Annotated in this window: 23 protein-coding genes; 2 read left to right on the plus strand and 21 right to left on the minus strand. The window is 46.4% G+C overall.

Features of this window, described 5'->3' with window-relative positions:
* Positions 1-37: 37 nt before the first annotated feature.
* From HFD99_RS07450 to HFD99_RS07545, 21 genes are all read right to left on the minus strand, one after another.
* Positions 38-916, minus strand: a complete 879-nt coding sequence (locus HFD99_RS07450; protein ID WP_045244103.1) for a tail fiber protein — start codon at positions 914-916, stop codon at positions 38-40.
* Between the two features lie 15 nt (positions 917-931).
* Positions 932-1,321, minus strand: coding sequence for a phage tail-collar fiber domain-containing protein (locus HFD99_RS07455; protein WP_017426424.1), 390 nt, complete (start codon positions 1,319-1,321; stop codon positions 932-934).
* Between the two features lie 42 nt (positions 1,322-1,363).
* The gene (locus tag HFD99_RS07460; protein ID WP_017426423.1) at positions 1,364-2,152 is read right to left on the minus strand and encodes a putative phage tail protein; all 789 of its coding nucleotides are present in this window, start codon (positions 2,150-2,152) and stop codon (positions 1,364-1,366) included.
* Positions 2,153-2,193: 41 nt separating this feature from the next.
* Positions 2,194-2,460, minus strand: a complete 267-nt coding sequence (locus tag HFD99_RS07465) for a hypothetical protein (RefSeq protein WP_017426422.1) — start codon at positions 2,458-2,460, stop codon at positions 2,194-2,196.
* 59 nt (positions 2,461-2,519) lie between these two features.
* On the minus strand, positions 2,520-3,068 hold the full coding sequence (locus HFD99_RS07470) for a hypothetical protein (RefSeq protein WP_045244105.1): 549 nt from the start codon (positions 3,066-3,068) through the stop codon (positions 2,520-2,522).
* Positions 3,069-3,082: 14 nt separating this feature from the next.
* On the minus strand, positions 3,083-5,770 hold the full coding sequence (locus tag HFD99_RS07475; RefSeq protein ID WP_123796859.1) for a hypothetical protein: 2,688 nt from the start codon (positions 5,768-5,770) through the stop codon (positions 3,083-3,085).
* Position 5,771: 1 nt separating this feature from the next.
* Entirely contained in the window at positions 5,772-6,446 is a 675-nt protein-coding gene (locus HFD99_RS07480) for a putative phage tail protein (RefSeq protein ID WP_045244107.1), read from the minus strand.
* Positions 6,439-7,590 (minus strand): baseplate J/gp47 family protein, encoded by a 1,152-nt coding sequence (locus HFD99_RS07485; protein WP_045244108.1) that lies wholly within the window; start codon positions 7,588-7,590, stop codon positions 6,439-6,441. Before HFD99_RS07485 ends, HFD99_RS07480 begins: the two co-directional genes overlap by 8 nt.
* The gene (locus HFD99_RS07490; protein WP_016821304.1) at positions 7,590-8,060 is read right to left on the minus strand and encodes a DUF2634 domain-containing protein; all 471 of its coding nucleotides are present in this window, start codon (positions 8,058-8,060) and stop codon (positions 7,590-7,592) included. Before HFD99_RS07490 ends, HFD99_RS07485 begins: the two co-directional genes overlap by 1 nt.
* Positions 8,047-8,454 (minus strand): hypothetical protein, encoded by a 408-nt coding sequence (locus HFD99_RS07495; protein WP_045244109.1) that lies wholly within the window; start codon positions 8,452-8,454, stop codon positions 8,047-8,049. The genes HFD99_RS07490 and HFD99_RS07495 overlap by 14 nt, the downstream gene beginning before the upstream one ends.
* Positions 8,447-9,424, minus strand: coding sequence for an XkdQ/YqbQ family protein (locus HFD99_RS07500; RefSeq protein ID WP_045244110.1), 978 nt, complete (start codon positions 9,422-9,424; stop codon positions 8,447-8,449). The genes HFD99_RS07495 and HFD99_RS07500 overlap by 8 nt, the downstream gene beginning before the upstream one ends.
* On the minus strand, positions 9,421-10,062 hold the full coding sequence (locus HFD99_RS07505; protein WP_025364227.1) for a LysM peptidoglycan-binding domain-containing protein: 642 nt from the start codon (positions 10,060-10,062) through the stop codon (positions 9,421-9,423). The genes HFD99_RS07500 and HFD99_RS07505 overlap by 4 nt, the downstream gene beginning before the upstream one ends.
* Before the next feature lie 36 nt (positions 10,063-10,098).
* The gene (locus HFD99_RS07510; RefSeq protein WP_039276888.1) at positions 10,099-11,820 is read right to left on the minus strand and encodes a hypothetical protein; all 1,722 of its coding nucleotides are present in this window, start codon (positions 11,818-11,820) and stop codon (positions 10,099-10,101) included.
* Positions 11,821-11,841: 21 nt separating this feature from the next.
* A complete protein-coding gene (locus tag HFD99_RS25920; protein ID WP_016821314.1) occupies positions 11,842-11,973 on the minus strand; it encodes a hypothetical protein in 132 nt (43 codons plus the stop codon).
* A 23-nt stretch (positions 11,974-11,996) separates the two neighbouring features.
* Positions 11,997-12,431: a phage tail assembly chaperone gene (locus HFD99_RS07515; RefSeq protein WP_016821316.1), complete on the minus strand. Its 435-nt coding sequence runs from the start codon at positions 12,429-12,431 to the stop codon at positions 11,997-11,999.
* 100 nt (positions 12,432-12,531) lie between these two features.
* On the minus strand, positions 12,532-12,939 hold the full coding sequence (locus tag HFD99_RS07520) for a phage tail tube protein (RefSeq protein WP_016821317.1): 408 nt from the start codon (positions 12,937-12,939) through the stop codon (positions 12,532-12,534).
* Positions 12,940-13,061: 122 nt separating this feature from the next.
* Positions 13,062-14,528: a phage tail sheath family protein gene (locus HFD99_RS07525; RefSeq protein ID WP_031463044.1), complete on the minus strand. Its 1,467-nt coding sequence runs from the start codon at positions 14,526-14,528 to the stop codon at positions 13,062-13,064.
* 2 nt (positions 14,529-14,530) lie between these two features.
* A complete protein-coding gene (locus HFD99_RS07530; RefSeq protein WP_016821321.1) occupies positions 14,531-14,749 on the minus strand; it encodes a hypothetical protein in 219 nt (72 codons plus the stop codon).
* 10 nt (positions 14,750-14,759) lie between these two features.
* Positions 14,760-15,728 carry a hypothetical protein gene (locus tag HFD99_RS07535; protein ID WP_017426411.1) on the minus strand — a complete coding sequence of 323 codons (969 nt, stop codon included), beginning with the start codon at positions 15,726-15,728 and terminating at the stop codon, positions 14,760-14,762.
* A 344-nt stretch (positions 15,729-16,072) separates the two neighbouring features.
* Positions 16,073-16,927, minus strand: coding sequence for an aminoglycoside 6-adenylyltransferase (gene ant(6), locus HFD99_RS07540; protein ID WP_123796858.1), 855 nt, complete (start codon positions 16,925-16,927; stop codon positions 16,073-16,075).
* Positions 16,928-17,045: 118 nt separating this feature from the next.
* Positions 17,046-17,522, minus strand: a complete 477-nt coding sequence (locus tag HFD99_RS07545; RefSeq protein ID WP_017426408.1) for an ArpU family phage packaging/lysis transcriptional regulator — start codon at positions 17,520-17,522, stop codon at positions 17,046-17,048.
* 275 nt (positions 17,523-17,797) lie between these two features.
* On the opposite strand from HFD99_RS07545, the gene HFD99_RS07550 reads away from it, so the two are divergent.
* On the plus strand, positions 17,798-18,271 hold the full coding sequence (locus HFD99_RS07550) for a helix-turn-helix domain-containing protein (RefSeq protein ID WP_013369769.1): 474 nt from the start codon (positions 17,798-17,800) through the stop codon (positions 18,269-18,271).
* Positions 18,272-18,282: 11 nt separating this feature from the next.
* On the plus strand, positions 18,283-18,708 hold the full coding sequence (locus HFD99_RS07555; RefSeq protein ID WP_017426406.1) for an ImmA/IrrE family metallo-endopeptidase: 426 nt from the start codon (positions 18,283-18,285) through the stop codon (positions 18,706-18,708).
* Positions 18,709-18,760: the final 52 nt, after the last annotated feature.

Raw genomic sequence — 18,760 nt, forward strand, 5'->3', positions numbered from 1 at the left:
GTGCGTGGCATTATTTAGTTGTTACTTAGCTCTGTTCTTATTCGAAAGCATACCATTGATAAGCTTGTATTTTAACATTGTTAGATATATAAACAGTTGCACTGATATTAAAATTAAACCCACCCGGTACTCCTGAATAAGAAACAGAAGCATCTGCACCTCTATAAGTGCGAATACCTGCAAGATTGCTGATATAACCGTTATAATCACTAGTACTACTGGAAATAGATATGTTAACCAATACGATGCTAGGTGTAAACGATAATCCTGAGATTGCTAAAGATAACAAAGGATTAGTAGATGTTGCGGATACCTGACCATTAAAATTCCCACTTGCAGATTTTTTGGTGGATAATCCACTTATTACCGCCGCTAACTGATCTCCGGTCATACCAGAGTTGGCATTACCGCCTTTGCCAGTGATAGCGTTAGCGATCTTTGATTTAAGATCACTGGCTTGTGTAAAAGCTTGGTCTGCCCGATTGTAAGCTTCATTCGCTCGATCATTAGCAGCTTTTACCGCACTAGGCGTAGCTGCCTGATCTGTAGCTGTACTCCCTGTGGAAGTATTAAGCTGCACAATCCCTCTCGCCTGTGTTGACGCAGAAGGCAAATCTGATGCAGGGTGACTATGCTGCTTAGGAGCTGCATATTGCTCTGTATACTTCTTGGCATTTCCCTCTGCTGCGCTCCAGGCCGCTTGTTTGGCTGCCGTAACATGGATCTCTGTATTGCTGGCATGATTGTCTAGCGCTTCCTTGGAAGCAATCCCGTTTCCAGCCGGGTCCTTTTTGATATTTTCAACCTGCGCGGCCAATTCCTGATCGTTTGCATAAAGAGTATCAATGGGGACATTCAGAACGTCCGCATGTCCTTGGTCGGTAGTAACAAATCTGCGTGGTTGTTGTATGCTCATATTTCTTCATCCTCCTTAATAAATATCATCAATTTCGAAAACAAACTCCATATCACTGTCCTTGACCTTATTAGTCATCGTACGGACAGCTGTTAATTTACCAGCCGAATCTACCAACGCAAGCTCATTAATAGTCTCACCCACCAATTCATTTTCTGCCAGTGAGCAGGTATACCGAATGGTTGCAGGAGCAATGAATTCTGAATTGGTAATATCCTTCTGAACCAATTCCTTTCTCAACACCTGTTCTGTTCCCTCCAATGGCAGTGGCTTCCCTGCTTGATCCACACCCCCACTACCAAACGCCATTTTTACCACTTTTGTCAGTGTTCCTCCTTCAGCGCGGGCACGTGCCATCTGTTCCCTTGCGTAAGCAGTTGTAACTGTCAGAACTTGTTCTGCCATACTTATCATCCCTTCTATCTTTAAGATAATTTCTTTATATATTTAAATTGAAATGACTTCCTCGGTTGAGCTTAACATCTGACTCCCATCCAGCATCATGCTGCCATCTAATGTCCAATAATGGTTTCGAATTTTCACGTTGGCTTCCTGATGATGATCCATTCGATGCTTGATGACTAGTCTCGTACGGTTGAAATATCGCATAGGTTCCTCTGTCCATCCGGACAAAGAGGCTATCCCGTCCAGTAGCTCGACACCATCTAAGTACCATGGCTTCCCACCAAAAAAGCGGGCTCTCGAACGTAATCGAATACGAGAAACCATTTCATTCTCATGAAGAAATGCAAGCCTAGTTTTGTTATTCATATAAAATGCAAGATGAGCAGGCTTAATATCCTCGATGATCTTTTTGAAATCAATCATATTTTCAGGAATACGGTTTTCAAAACTTATACCAAACTTATATTCCATCGGATGAAAGTCTACTTTCCCTTCCACACCAAAAGAGTTCATGATTTTCCGTACTAAGTCTCCTGAAAATTTACCGCTTCCACGGAGTTTCGACTCCACAACAGAACGTCGCTGTTCCAACGGCTTTTCCAAATCGACCGGGATACCTAACTCCATCTCCCAGCTTTCCAGCGCCCAAGTGGCTGTGCGAACAAAAAATTGCGCCAATGTTTCATCCAGCGCGAGATATAGAGCATCTAGTTCGCTACCCTTTGCATCCATATCTGCATACATTACGCGAGAGGTTTCGTAATAGGCTGGCAGACAGGAGAATAGCTCTTGTCCACGCGAACTGGACATTAGATCCATTCTTTCATACATACTCACTCCTCCTTTGAGTACAGGCATTTTTGCTCTGTGCTCTATACCGTCTTCTTACGGAAAATAGAGCTATACCATTTAACCGTTTCTCGCTGTGCACTAGAACCCTCCATAGATGGTAAATTCTCTACGTTATCCAATTCCAGATCAGAACGATGGGATAAAATCATTTCCAACACTTGTTTACGTTGTTGTTCATTTAAAGCATAGCTTCCAATAATAGATGCTACATGGTCTTCTCCCCGATCATAGCGGGTAATACAGGCATGAGCACAAATGCGTAACTGAGCCTCTGTTAAAACGGTCATAGTTATGACTTCACCTCTTTCAATAGGTCTTTTGAAGTTAAATAGGAGTAAGTACTTGTTTAATTTCCTGTGTTACCAAGCATGAGCTGAGTCAAAGTTAATTCAAGATCTGCTATACGCTGCTTCAATAGATCTGTCTCACTTAGCTGTTGTTCCGATTTTTGCGTCAGTTCTTTAATCGCTGCCCCACTTAATCCTTCACTCCAGAATGTCGTTGGATCTCTTCGTTCTGGGGCTGTAAATGTCTGAGCAAGATATCCCGGCTCGTCACCACGTTCATTTTCCAGCATGTTCTGCCATTCATCATGTAGCTTCTGAAATGCAGCTTGAGATTCCTTGCTGAGTTGCTCATTCATCTTCTGGGCTTCTAACAATTTTTCATCATATTCCGCTTCATGGGTTAGCCAGGATTGAATGTCAAAATGGGGCTGGTATAATCCCGGTGGAACTGGAATACCTACGATATAACCAGTAAGTTTTTTTTCCTTCATAGTCTGATTCATGGTTTCTAATGAAGCATAAAAAGGGACGACTCCCACAAAGGCATCGTCCACAAGTTCATCCTCTAGATAGAGGCCGTTTGGATTTACTTTAGGAACCGCTCTCAATTCGGTCACTCCCCTTATTTTGCACGGTATTTAAAATCAAGTATCAAATAAGAATTGTGTACTGCGTTATCGCATTGTATACTGGTCTCGCCTACATATATAGTTGAGGGATAAGGGACACTACCTTCAGCAGAAAGTGCCGCAACCTCCATAGGTCTTTCTGCCTCATAACCGGCTGGTAACATAAATATCTTTGTTCCAAAAGCAGTGACACCTCCGCGAATAAATCCCTGTACATGTACCCAGCCCTGAGAATCCTTACAGTAGCCTAATGGTCTACGAGTATTATCATAGTTAACCCATCCGTTAAGTAACGTAGGTGCTATCCATTTTAAAGTGTTTTTTTGCTCTCTCCTCTCATTTTCAACGACCGATAAAAGTGCACTATTCTGTTGAACACTATCCACCAAGTCAAGCAAAAGCGTTTTTTCGTTGGCTGTGTAAGTTCCGATAAAGGTGGCAACGGGTGAACGATCAAACATTAAGTAGGTAGTTTTATAAGACGACGATAAATCGAAATTAGCAGCTAATGTATACACTTGCTCTTTACCATAGGTGGATTGGTATTGATCTGAAACTGCAGCAGTTCTCCATGACAAATCTTTTTTACCATCTTTATAGACGGATAGGATTTTATTTACTTTATTTTTTAAAATACTCGGATCATCTGTACGACCGTTAATATAATAGGCCCCGTTTGTGTAAACAGCCTTTGACCGTTCACGTAGTATAATTCCCGTACCGATTTCAACCTGATTCTCACCCTCCATAAAGGTTAACTGTCCCTCGCTAACGATAGGTTCAACAGTAGGCGCCTCAAGCTGATAAGTGAGTTGTTGCGTTGTCCAATTTCCATACCTTGTGTATGCCAAGGAAGCTATATCTGTTGTTGGTAATGTTGTAACGAAAAACGTTGCAGATGGCGTACCGTTAGCCACATAAATTGAATCTATTGGGCACCACGCCTTGCCTGCTGCTTCGTTATTAAAGGGTTTGCTTACATCCCCTTGTCCCGCAAGATACATCTTCCAACCATTAAAATACGCCTTAATTTCGTCCGATGTCGGTATATAGCTGTCTCCCCATCCGCTATCTGCAACCGACACCCCTATTTGAAAATTATCGTACGTGCCATTATTACTCGATGAACCTATATTGAGGCTGTCAGATTGACTAGTTACAGTTGCATAATCCGATTCTTTAATAACCTTGCCGTCAAACTTGACAAATATCCCAGTACCATTTATGGCTGGTATTATTCCGTTGTTTGGTGAGCCTACCGTTTTAATCCCTATTACCGATGTGTAAAATGCATACTCCCGATTATCATCCAGCACTAGGGTTTTCCACTTCTTAGACTTAAAATATTGGCCCTCCCGCTCAAATACCGTATCAGCATTTTCGCCCGTAACAGGATCGGCATGCAGGTCTGCTTGTAATGCCAGCATGGAGTCTTCACGGGGTTTGAATGGTTTGGCAATGCTTCCGATGTTAAGCATCATTTCTGAAAAGACAAACGTACCAAAAACACCTGTGTCCGCTCCAACTATAATACGCAATCCATATGTCCCCGCAGGAGTTGTAAACGTCTGTGACAAAATATGCTCACCGTTAGCGACTGCATATGGACCAGTGTCTAAGGGTTCTCCAACGTAACTCCCGTAAGCATCTAGCGCGTGAATATTATAGTATCCACCTGCACCAATGACTCCGCCGATATTAGATACTGACACTTTCATAGATAGAGTATAAATTTTACCAGCTGTAGCAGGAAGGTTCCAAGCATACAAGCTATATCCCGCCGTACTTTTAGTGATAGTGGCGACATATGGAGCAGTAATTTTTTTTGAACCTGCAGTCACGCTGTTTTCAGCTTCATAAATGCTAGGCAATAAATTCTCGCCATACCGAATCGCATACGGATTACGCACAGGCATAATGCTGTCTACATATGGATATTTAGTAGATACTTGTTCAGGTGACATGCTATCTAGGGTAGCATATTCTGAAGCGCTGACCTCATAAAGACGAATAGCATCTGCATAAAAAGCTTGACCAGTTGCTGTTGAAATCGATGAAACTTCCAGGTTTATCGCAGTATCATTTGTCGGTGCACATTTTGTATAGATCGTTACGAATCGACTTTGATCTTTTGACTGCTTGAGGGCCTTATTACCACCTGTTGAAAAGTTTACATAGATATTGTTTGAAGCATTGATGTTTTTAACATCAGCTAGGGCGATATAGTATCTTCCACCAGTAAACTTCAATCCGGTACTATACACGTTATACACACCGGAGGCATTCTTTGCAGTAACCTTGATAGATCCTGCACCCTGCGCCTTATTAGATGTTTCAACTGCAAGATCAGCTTCCCAACCTAAAAGGCTGCCGATTCGGTCACAAGAGCCTGCCCGCCCCAACAAATTCACTAACGTACGCCCGCTCAGCCCCGTCAACGAAAATGGCGCAGCCTTTTCCGTATGAACAATCTGTACCCCAGGTTCCAAAGTTACCGCCTTACGCTCTGTTGTATTCAAACGCTTCCTAATCTCATTCACACCGTCATTCACGTCACCAGCAAAATCATCTACAGCCCCCCAGTTTTGATCCAAGTACTTCTCTAGATCAAAATACGTTGTTTTGGGCGATGTGCGGTCAATTTGATTTAAACCAAGATTCGGTGTTTTTTCGCTTGCCATGTTATGCGCCACCTCCTAAATACCTATCCTGTGTTGTAAGTTCATTTTCATAGAAGGTCATGGACTCCACTTCGGCAATGGTCAGGTAGCGTAATTTGTACTCCACTGCCATGTGAGCGGGCTTGATCTCCTCAATGGCTGCTTTCAGGTCCTCCACGTTGGGGGGAATCCCAATGGTATCCATAAATTTGACCGTAAATCCCCATTCGGTAGGGTGAAAAGTAACATCTACCGTGCCTCCGTCATACGCCTCAGCTACATTTTTGGCAAGCTTGCCTGAAAAAGTCCCTGCCCCCCGCAGCTTCGATTCCACCACTGCGCGCCGCTGATCCAACGGCTTCCCCAGATCGGTTTCGATCCCTAGCTCCGTTTCCCAGCGTTCCAGCCCCCAGGTGGCGGTACGTACGAAAAACTGTCCCACCGTTGCATCCATTGCAAGATACAAGGCGTCCAGTTCGCTTCCTTTAGCATCCATATCGGAGCGCATCACACGTGAGGTTTCATAATAGGCAGGCAAATAGGAAAGCAGCTTGCGTCCCCGCTCGCTGCTCATTTGGCTTACTGTATCTCTCGCTATTGCTACCCGGTTAGCAAAGGTGTCACCACGGTTTACACGTTTTCCCTCGTCAGGGTTATTCAAAAACTCTTCAAAACTGTCTATTCCGTTGTTACTCACTGACGCTCACCGTCCCCAGCACGGCTACCTGACCTGATCCAATCTCAATATTCTGATTGCTCTGTCCGTTGATTTTCAGCTCAGAGAAATCAATAATAATCGGAATGTCCAGCAGCACAGCAGAAATCCGGGTATACCGTACCAATGGATCTGCCTTGTAAAAAGCAAGCTGCTTCAAATACGTCCGCACACCGTTTTCGATCAGCTTTTTGATTTCATCCAGTGTGGACGGCTTCTCTTTGGTGCGCTGTACCTTGACCGAAATGTTAATCTCCACTTCTGTCGCTGGCATGATCGTCACCACGGGACCTGCTGGTGCCAGCCCTTCCCCTTGCCCATCCTGAGTCGGATCAATATACTTCTGCACCGCAGCCACGATATCCGGACTGGCAGCTCGTTTGTCCGTATCCAGCACATATAACCCCACTGTTCCTGGCCCTTTCCAGAGTGGAACAACTTCCACGCCACCCACTCCAGCAATTTCATTCGCCCACTGGGTATACTGCGCCTTGTTACCGCTTGTACCCTGGTTCCGCACCTTGGCATAAAAACGCTCCAGCAACAGCTGGTCGCTTTCAATGTCTGTGCCGCTTTTGGTTTCCTCCGTATTGATCACGGAGGAAACCCCGCTAATCGGAGTAGCCATCACCTGAATGACACCCGCTGGCACGTTGCCGCTGCGTCCAGGATTGACCGCCCGAATTACCGCTTCCCCGGTACCCTGTTCATCCAGCGTGACCGATGCCGTAGTCGCATATTCAATGGAGGCTTCCCCAGATACATCATCTGCCGGAGTCGCCACCAACGTTCCTGACGGGACGGTTGTTCCCGCTGTGCCCTTGAACATAACCTTACCTGATGCAGCAACGGCTTCCCGCCGTTTCACTCCATGCTCTGCTGTCCGCAAATCCAGTTCCGGCGAGCGAAAATCCGGGTTATCACTGGCTGCTGTGCTGGCAAACCCCCGACGCAGCAGCTCCTGCGCCCAGATTGCCGCTTCAGAGAGCATAAATGCTACTGGAGCCTGCGCATCCCAAATAAAAGAGCCCTCGGACTTATCTATGTCCGAAGGCACTTTTTCCAGCATTCGATTTAAAATTGACTCTTCCGTCTGGTCTACCAAATATTCCGGCAAGTCTGCCATTAGATCACCACACTTTCCACAATTTCTGTCTCATCCCGCACGTTCGTAATCTGGCAGCTAAAATAGCATGCCTCACCTTCCCAGCGAAACGTGAACTGATCCACACTAGCCGTACGTGCATCTGCTAGCAACGCCTCTGTGACCATGCGCTTAATTTCACTTTCTTGCACACCGTGCCCATAGCTGCTGCCAATCAGCTCCTCCAGCTCACTTCCATAGTCAGGCGAATAGATCACATGACGATAGCGAGGAGTGCGTATGGCTTTTTCACACCACTGTACCCAAGCTTCTTTCTCGCCTGTAGTCACGATTTTACGGCTAGGGCTCATTACAAACTCCCCAGCTTCAAAATCAAATCTCCAGCTTCGCCCAAATACAGCACGGTTATCCTCCAGTACATCCGGGTCAGTCACATCTGTGTCTGTCCAGATCATATCATCTGTTTCGGGAAACAAATTAGCCACGTCCATTCACCACCTTGCACACGACCACCACATCGTTACCACTATTCACCCGTACCGCCAGTACACGATCCCCGGGCTTAAGTCCTTTGTTCAGGCTCAGATTTACATCCTCCAGCTCATCCTCCCCGATATAAAAGGAAGTTTTCAGCTCTTTGCCCTCCCAATTTTCGGGTTCCACCGAGGTTGAGGTACCTTTGTACATATGGCGTGGTACAGATAGCAGCCCCGGCAGCTCGGCGACTAGATAATCCTGAAGCTCATGTTTAAAATCATCCAGCTTGAGTCCTGTGGAGGTGATGGTACCTAATACTGCACCTACTCCACTAAGCGCTTGCTTGGTGTGTTTATGAAATGAAGATTGCAGCGCAGTGGCTAAATGCCCGTAGGGGTCCTTATTCAAGGTAAAACCTCCTTTTTACATCGTCATACGTTCCGAGCTCCAGCGACATACTTCCAGGGTTGCCCAATTCCCTGCTTACTGAAATCACCAACAGCTTCATGGTCCCTAACATTACCGCGTCTCCTGCTCGAATCGTATTCATATCTGGTGCATTTACCGATATCGTTTGTTGTATGCCTCTCAGCTTACTTTTGGCCAACTCACGTGCCGCCGCACCCGATTTCACCTCGTCATCCTGTACGATCACCTGAAGTGTTCCATATTTGGCAATATCCTTTTCCTCAAGCGCCATCACCTTGGAAGGAACCTCTTTCCCCGTTTCACTGGCCGCCGTAGCCAGCACCTTCACTCTCGTGGCTGCGCCTTCCAATGTACGGGATTGTGTCGTATCGGTCACTTTCTCCAAAACATATACATCTTTGTTCGTGCCCAGTTCGTACAGCTCCAAGCCGGAAGAAATCATACGTGGATGATACAGCTTGCCGCCCGCCTTGGCCGTCTCCCGCAGATCGCCCAGCATCATGGAATAAATGGACTGCGTCCGGTATACGGCGCGCCCAAGCTGCTTTTTTGTGTCTGGCAAAGAAGCGATTTTCAGCTTCCAATCCCTCGCATATTTCTGAAAACGCTGGGTAGCCGTCTGCTTGGCAGGAAGTAAATATTCATCCTCCGACTTGTCCAAATATACCGTACGGTCATATAGCGTCAGCGTCATACGTTTAAGCCCGTTGTTGGAGGTTTCCACTTCCCAGATCACCGCTGGAGATAACAAAGGAACATAGTCTTTTTTACCATAAGGAATACCACTAACCCGGATTGACATCCCTGGAGAAATGACCGGCATATCGGACGTAACGACCAAATTGACCGTCCCCTGATAGGCGATTTGCTCCAGCGAATCTCTTAAATTAATGTTCTCCACAAGTGGCGAAAGATCATATTTATCCTGTAAAATGACTTTATAGCTCATGACAGCACCAGCTTTTGCCCCGGTTTAATCGCATTCGGATTTTTCCCGATGGTCTTTTTGTTAAGCTGATAAATGCGACTCCATTGCGAGCTGTCTCCCAGCTCCAGCTTGGCAATTTTGGACAAGGAATCTCCCGATTTAACCGTGTAAGTTTTCTTTTTTTCTTTCATATCCGTGCGAGGCTTTTTGTTGACTGTCACAGACTTCGAACCGGTACCAGATTTTTTGGCTACTTTCATTTCGCTCCAGGTTCGCAGTGACAAATCAAAATTCACATCCCCATATTCCCCGCCCCGAAAGGTCGAATTATGAGAAGCTACAATTACGGGTACGTTCACAGCTGTCTCCGTAATGATAAAACGTAGCGGACTCTTGGATAACAAAAAGCCATTCAACGTGTTCATGGCCTCCTGCGGATCAGGGATGTCTTCATATGTGCAATATGCTGGATTGTATTCTTTCGGAAAAAAAGAAGAGAAGGAGATTTCCTTCACCTTCTCCCCTTGTGGAAAGTCAAACTCCCCATAGGATAAAATCGTCGTTGTATCAAATCCCTTTTGTCGTGAAATCGTTACTTCCTCAGGATTTACTGGAAACTGAAACTTTTTTCCCTTACCATCCGTCAAACTAAATTCCATCTTTATCCTCCTTCCCTACTGCTACCATTTACTGCATTACATAGCTCCAGCGCCCGTTGGTTTGGTATTCTGCGTTGCACGCAAAATTTCAGCTTTGAGGCGGTAGCCAATCTGCGTAATAAGACCATCCACATCCAGCTTGTTCTCATGCACAGTGACCTGTACAGCCCCCGCAGGAAGATTAAATTGATTGGTGGTTTCGGTTTTAAAATCCTTCAAAAAGCCAGACAATGTTCCCATTTGTTCAGGACTGATCTGTACTACTTGAGGAGTGGGATTACCGTTGGCCTTACCTTTAGCTTTGGCGCCATTGTTAGCATGCGCCGCAGTATTCAACATTGGGCTTGGGTTTACCCCTTGGTTAGCGATAGCCATCGGTCCGTAAGGATTAGGAACGCCTTTGGCGCCCGGTTGTGGAGGCACGAATGCGGATGCACTATATAAAGGCGGCATAGTTGCTAAGGGCTTAAGAGACGCACCTATATTTGAATTAGGTGGGATTGAAGGTTTATGAACTTCAGGTGGCTTAGTTGGCTCTTTTTTAGGTTCGTCTTTTTTACCGAAAGAAAAGAAATCAGAAAAGCTCTTACCAAAGTCTCCAGCCTTATCTGAAAGCCAACCTTTGACCTGGGAAGCCTTTTCTCCAAGAAGTTTACCAGCGGACTTTGCCTTTTCCATCATAGCTGGACCATAATCTGAGACTAAGCCGCCAATTTTTCCTCCAACAAAATCTCCCGCCATGCTTCCAAGTTGAGAACCAACTACAGTACCAATACCCGGAAGCAAAAATGAACCTATAGCACCGCCTATTGCAGAACCAGCAGTCCCGCCTACAGTAGAACCAATAGCTTCTGCACGTTCTTTACCAGAGGTAGCCTGTGCGATGTTCATAATATCCATCCCATAGCTTAAAGGACCCAGTAGCTTTTTCGCACCGCCTTTTAAAAGGTTTTTGAACAAGCCTGATCCTGCTTCTTCTGCTGCACCAGCTACTGTGCTAGGGTTTACAAGGCTGGAAGCGGCACTAGAAGCGGCTGTGGCAGTACTACCACCACCTTTAAAGATTCCAAACATCCCCTCTCCACCTTCAAAGAGATCTGAGAATCCTCCACCTACTTTTTCCATGAAGTCCCCACTATTTTTCCCAAAAGAATAAGCCTTTTTGGCAACATCTTTAATCTTATCTCCAGTAGTTGCTCCAACAGGTCGAGTAAATAATTTTTTCCCTGCTTTCAATGCTTTTTTACCCGTTGAAGGTGCTTCAGATAAGTTTTTTATTCCCCCACCAATTTTTTTGAGATTACCAAAAAAATCCTTTGTTTTCCCCCAAACCGTCTTAGGCTCTTCTTTTTTCTCTGCAGCTGGTGTCACAGATCCCAACTTAGTACTCAAATCCGCAATAGCCTTCGTATTGGCCTCTACAGCAGTAGTATTTGCTTTCAAAACCGTACTCAGATTGTTATCAGACTTGACCGGGTCTGCTTTAGCAGTGCCGCTATTTACCTTCACATTCACATTCCCAGAGGCATTAATAATCTGAGATTTAACCCGGTTAATCTTGTTCAACAGATTATCCAAGCCTTTGGAAGCCATATCGTTCAGCACAATTTCCGGGGCCATGCGAGTGCGGCCGATTTTCAAAACACGTCCTTGAATTCGCTCAAAATAGCGTTCCATTGCGCGCAATTCTCTGTTCGCCTTAATGACGTTTTTAGGATCAATCACAAGGTTCATGCGGTAATTTAATGCTTCTGCCATCTATCATGTTCACCTCCTTGTTTATACTTTTGAAGCTGCTATGTTATCCATTTCCTGTTCGGCAAACGCCAGCAGCAGCATGCGCTCACCGCGGGGAAGCCGCCAAAAGTCTCCGGGACGAAGGTGGTGCCGGACCCACAAGTGGTACAGCATCGTCGTCATTCCCCCGGAGCCGATTAGTTTTTTAGATCAGCAATCTCAACGCCAAAACCGGACAGTTCCAGCACTTTATCTCCCACTGCATCCAGTTCACCCGCCAGCAGCATACGGCGGACAGACTGTTCGCCACCGGACAGCTTCAAGCGGCTTGTAATCCGGGGATCTCCCCAACCATTAAGGGACAGGCCCTTCACTTCCAACTTTCCGGTGGCTTCCGAAATCAACAAGGCGTTGAACGTTTCGGTATCTACCTTTTCGTCTACAGCACCCTTCACGGTTCGGCGAATCATGCAACGCTCACGAATGCTGTCCACCTTACTAGAGGTCAGTCCGTGCAGTACAATTTTCATATCGAGGCGCTTGATACGAACCGTTTCTTCCGGTAGTTTCTCAGCGGCTTCAAACAGACTGTCCAAAATTTGTTCTTCTGTCATATTCTCATTCAAACTCATAGGTCATTCTCCCTTATTGTTAATTTCAGATTTTCACAAATTCTTATTTTCATTTGGGGAACGGGACACCTGACAGCATCCCAATTCCCCGTTAACCAATTTAGTTCGCTACAATCGGATCCAGCAGCTCATAGCCTTCGAAGGTGAAGGTCGTTTCTTCCTGTACTTCCTCGCCTGCTGTCCAGTTGGCTAGCTGGATTTTGTCAGCAGTGCAACGGATGAGACGAATACTTTCATGTCCAAAAGCTTCTGGATCATCCAGCTTCGTAATAATCTCAAAACGATTAAAACCACGACGAATCATATCGGACGTAACTTTGTAGCCACTCATCGTCCCCGTCCCTTTTTTGATGCCGCGCTTATGCACCTTCCACTCATTGCCCACGAGATTCAGCTCGCGTTTTTCCATTTCCACGCTGGCTTCCAGCTTATTGATATTCGTCTGCCACACCCCATCCACATGCGCCTGACCAAACGTACCTAAAATAACTCTTGAAGCATCCAACATTTCTTTTTCCTCCTCAAAATAATTCATAATATAGTTCGGGATTCCACAAAATCCTCGTTGTTAAAAAGCTACCTTAATCCTACTGATCGCCACCGAAATGCTTAGGCGCGTAAAATGCTTATTTATTGCACGTAAAATGTGCCGAACAGCTGCTCCATCACGTCGGTGAGCTTCACATTCCATTGCAGGAACACTTGATCCGGCTCCGGTTTGATGACTGGCGCATCACCGTAGTAAGCCGGATCGAGAATGACATCGTAGCCATCCGCCTCGATCACGTTGCTCAGCGACAGCTGTGCCAGGTATTCTTTGATCGCACCGATGAGTGCCAGACGGCCTTCTACTGTGTTGTTGATTTTGCCAATGTAAGTCTCTTCGGCTGCACGCTGCAAGTCAGCGTTAATGGCATCCATGACACGGATGGAACGGATTTTCTTCCACGCATTGTTTTGTCCGGCAGACGGGTTCACCAAGCTGTTGATTCCACGCAGCGCTTTGACCTGACGGCCATCGAAGAACAGGAGGAACACCCCGTTACGGACAGCCTGTTCCTGCTCGGAACGTGTCCAGCGGCGGGTTACATCCTCAAAAGGCGTAACCGCATACGTTGCGGATTGGTTCAACCGTTGGCCTGCGATCAGTCCGGCTACATAGGCAGCCGTTTGGGCGGAGCTGTAGTCCGTACCTGCCAGACGTACGCCTGTGCCCACGTTTACGATGCCTTCATGGTTCAGTGCCAAAGAACGTGCAGAAGCCAAGCTGACAGCCGTTTTGGACACATCATCTGCCGCAGAACCGCCGAATACAGCGATGACGCCTTTGCCTTCATTCCGGACACGTTTGATCCAGGCAGCAAAGCTTTGCAGCAAAGCCAGATCGGCTGCATAATCCAGGGCCAGCACATTAAACTCCTGTCCTTCCAATGCTTCCTGCATGGCGATGTAATCGGCATTAACCAGCTTGCTATTGCCGCTATTGCCACCTGTCAGATGTACTCCGCTGACATCCGCTGGAATGCCGCCTTCGCCGACAACCTCAGCTTTCACCCATACGTTTTCGCTGTTTTCGTTCAGCGCTTTGGCAATTGAAGCAGCCGTACCGTCGCTGCCTTTGTACGTACCCAGCAGTTTGGTTCCTTCATAGAGGCGCACCTCACGAGCTTGCTCGTCGCCCAAAGTTGGCTGTACCGTTACGGCAAAACCATTACCGCGGCTACCTGTGTACAAAGCCTTCAAACGCAGCACGTCGGTCGGGGTCTCGCCACCGCTTTTCAGTGTTACAGACGCTTCAGCAGCCGTGTCATCTGCCAAGCGATAAGCGAGCAGTTTTTTCGGACCGCCCAGCAAAGCCAGATACAATGTGGAATATGCTGTCGCACCGTTCTCACTGTCGCCGGAGAAGATTTGGCTAATAGCCGTTTCGCTGCCCACCTCTACAAACTCACGTACAGGGCCCCAATTCGCCTTGATGGGTACAACGACCGTACCACGTGATCCACCTTGAATCGCTGAAGCTGCTGCTGCCTGAAAATTCATATACAAACCCGGTAATACCGGTTTATTCGTGTTTTCCCATGTTCCGCCTGCCATAATTAATCCACCTTCGCTTTCATAAATTGTTCGATTTTAGTGTGTGCTTCTGCTACCGTAAACAGCTTGTCCTGTGTGCCAAAAAAGGCGCCTGCCAGCACTTCTACTTTTACAGAAAACAATTGTTCTGCGTGTTCCTTTAGTTCCTCTAGCGTATAGCGTGGGCCACTTGCTTCCTGCCCGCTATGTAGCGGGGTCTTCTCATGGCTTTCCAAGGTCACTCGGACCACCTCATTTCAAAATAGGATGAATTTCCACTCTGCGAATCAATGCCGCTTCCTCAGCCGGACGCATACGCCGCTGTACCAGCGTCAGCCGAAGCTGACCGTCTAAAATGGCATCCGCCTGCAAATCGGCTGAGGCTTCAGCCGTAGACATATAACGGCCCTTGTCCTGCTCCAGAGGAAGCTGGATTTGAGCGGCAAAGCCTTCGACCAGCGCGGAAGCTGCGCGGTTCTCTTCGGTGGTGACCGGGGCAGTGATATGCCCGATGAACCGTTTGCGGAGCTCATACATGGAGGCTCCTGCCATCCGGGTTTCACAGCCGCTCAGCCGCCATAATACCGCGTGGCTTCCCGGCTGTGCGGGCCATGCGTCGGCGTATACCGACCACAATTCGCCCAGTTGCTTCTGCGTCCAGCCGACCAGTGCTGCCAGCCATTCTTCCGGCTGTGCTGCATCAGGTGCTGAAGCGGCCGATCCACCTTCTGTTTCAGGCACATACACGCCAAAACGCAGCGTTCTATAGGCCTTGCCCGTAACCGTGTCCAGCATTTCTGCATCCCGCACGCCCAAATAGTGCGCGGTAAAAGCAGACGTGTCCTCACCTTTACCTGTCACCGATGCTCGGTGCAGTCCGGCAATCAGGGTATTCGCCCATACATCGGCCTGCGCCAGCCCCGCTTGTCCTGCGTACAGCTTGATGCGGACAACCTGCCGGTAACCGGCCCAGGAAGACTTCCAGATTTCCTCGCCCAGCACCATAACCGCATACGGCTCCTCTGCCGTCTGCGACGGGGGTTGAACATCGTATACACGCCCTTGCAGCGCCGGAATAATGTCTATGAGCTTTTGCTTAAAGGCTTGTCTCATCCTGTGGCATGCCACCCTTGCGTATCCTGTGCTCGCATGCTGTGGCTGTTTAGCCAGGCTTTTTTCCACTTCCATGCTCTCAGCCGGCGTAGCCTTGTACTCATGCATTGCAGCATCCCTTGCTTAGGCAACACGACTCCTCCTTTCTATACATCGAATTCCCGGGAAGTGACAAAGACGATGACCGCATGAAAAAACCGGCCCTATTGGCCGGCTAACGTTTGACGGTGTGTGTCTTCGGTATGTCCTCTTGTCTTGATTCCCGATGATATAATCTTACACCCTTATAACGAATGCGTTGCCGGGGAAATGGACGATAAAAGTAGAGACTAGGGATGAAGTTAGGCGGTATTTTGCGAACGTTTGTTCTTATATTAAAAATGCGTTTAATCTCATTGTTGATGTGCAAACAAAAAAATAACCGCCCTTTAAAAAGGCGGTTATTACATCGTTCAATTCAATGAATTATAAATATTTGCAGTATACCTAGTGATGGCTTCATCGTAATCTGGATACTCATACTCCAAACTTCTGGCCACAGCCTTAGCGTATTTTCTAAACAATGCATAGCAAGTAAGTAAAGACTCCCACATTTCTCGATAGCCATTTTCAGAGTAACTGGATAGTAAACTTTCCCAATCTTCATTAGGAAGGTACTGATTTATAAATTTATAGTTTTTTCCTACGCTAAAGGTGTACCCTTGCTCTGAGCCAATCTTCCAAGCCATCATTCGCAGCAAATTAGGTCGTGCTATCTCGTGCAAATGGTCAATAGCAAACAGGATTTCTTTTCTCGCCAATCCTTTTACGATATAAGTTGAAACCATCCAAAACTCATTACAGCAATCATCAAATTCCTTTGCCGTGGGCTCTTTAATCCAATATTGATGGTCATTTGCGATCACTTCCTCTTGGATCAGCACATCCTTGTCGAGCAGAACCTCAACTAAACCATCGCTATTCGTAAAATAATCCTCTACCTCGTTTATAGGGATCAGTGTCAGATCTAATTTATTTCCATCCTCAAAAAGAATGATATATGAAAACCAGTTACCTAGTTCTGATGGAAAAAGTTCCATATCCTCGGGTTTTTGCATCATAAGCCTATCCCCAAACACGTGGAGCCATTGATCACTTTCCTTGAAAGAATCCATATCTGTTACAAAGTAAGAAATATCATAATCTTGAAATGAATCAGGAGGAATATTGAAGTTTGTACGTGATCCTTCCATCGTGACCAATCGTATTCTTTTATCGTTCATAGCAAACTTTATAAGGATATTCATCATTTCTGGTTCACTTCTCAATACATCCGTCCTCCGTTCCTATTTTAATTGAGACCTATGCTTCTTATTCACCGTTGCGGTTCATACTCCTTGCTGTCTAGGTTAATAGAGCCACAGGTTGTGACCCCTATGCATTTACCTACCCCAGTCTGCGATCCGCACCCTTTTGCAAGTTTGCCAGATTCAGAACGCCTTGGTCTGCCAGCGCTAGCGCCATTTTGTAAAAAGCACGTGTGCGAAGCTTCGTATACGTATCTTTGCTGACTGGCGGGTCCAGCACATAATTGTAAACCTTGTAATCGAACACATCATCATCCTTTAAATAACGTTCACGGATCAGCAACTGTTCACGTTCATTCAAGCGGCTCACTACGGCATCCACCATTTGGCAATAGGCCAAGCGGGCGGCAGGAGCATCTACATTATATACAGCAGTCCGGGCCGTTGGGTCGCTTGTCACATTCGTGGGTCCGTTCGGGCGATCCGTATAGCCAGCAGTAATAAAGCTTTCCCGATCCATAAAGGTTATTGTTTTATAAATCCGGTATTTCTCAAATACACCCTCCAATGCATTCTGCGTTTTGCGACGGTCTAATTCGGGTAAGTTATTTCTCATGAAAAGCAACACTCCTTATATTATGCCTTTTGACAATGATGTATTTTCAAATAAAAACGCACTTGTTTACATTTTGTTCCCCTTTTGTTCGTATCTTGAGTATAACATAACATTATTTAGGATAGGTATCCATCGTGAAAAAAAGCAATATAGCCCCAAAAACAGGATATTCGCTCTACTTTTCTATGCCTTTTGGCATATTACGTGCTTTTACTATTTGCCTAATGGTATAATAAAGCTAATTCTATGATTCTATTGCAGAAAGGAGCTCCATTGTGGAACAGCCAGCATTCGGAACTTACCTAAAACAGCAGCGTGAGCACAAGCAATTGAGCATCAACCAATTAGCAGATGCCGCAGGTATTAGTAATTCACAAATTTCCCGCATCGAAAATGGGCTGCGCGGAGTGCCCAAACCCTCCACCCTCCGCAAAATAGCGGACGCGCTCAGCGTATCCTATACCGAAATGATGAAGGCCGCCGGATATTGGGCGGACGATGATTCAATAGAGCAAAACCCACACGAACTTTATCGTTCTACTGTACCAGAATGGGCAAACTCCAAAGACCGCCGGGATTTTAAAAAAATGCTGGAGGAAGACGACGAATTAATGTTTGATGGCATTCCGCTGGATGAAAAAGACCGGCAACGAATCAAGGACGTACTGACAGGCCTGTTCTGGGAAGCCAAGCAAATGAACAAACATAAAAAGCCCGCCGATCCCGGTGCGAGCAAAGATCAGGGATAGTAGGTGATCGTATGAAGGAACTCATTCACCAACTTGTCCGAAAATACCGCACTAATTGCCCCTTCGATATTGCGAAAGCCCTAGGCATCCATATCCGATACTGCGATCTGGGCTCCACAACCAAAGGGTTGTATTATCACAAGCTGCGCAGAAGATTTATCGTCATTCACAATGGCCTTACACCAGAGTGGGAACGGTTCGTCTGTGCGCATGAATTGGGACATGACCGACTGCATAAAGGTATTAGTCGCTTTTTTATGGAGGAGCATTCCTACTTTTCTCCAGGAAAATTTGAACAGCAGGCTAATCGCTTTGCCGTGCTTTTGCTGAGTGCAGGCAATCCGCCGCTGGCTGACGAAACATTGGATCACTATTTACCCCGAATCGGGCTGCCCAAAGAGACTGCCCTTTTTTTTGATCACAAAACAGAACAATAGTTCCTATTCTATGAGTTGCTGTCTATTACTGCCTCTACAATATAGGTAACTA

Origin of the sequence: Paenibacillus sp. EKM301P (assembly GCF_011800295.1) — a bacterium.
In the GTDB taxonomy this organism is placed as follows: domain Bacteria; phylum Bacillota; class Bacilli; order Paenibacillales; family Paenibacillaceae; genus Paenibacillus; species Paenibacillus polymyxa.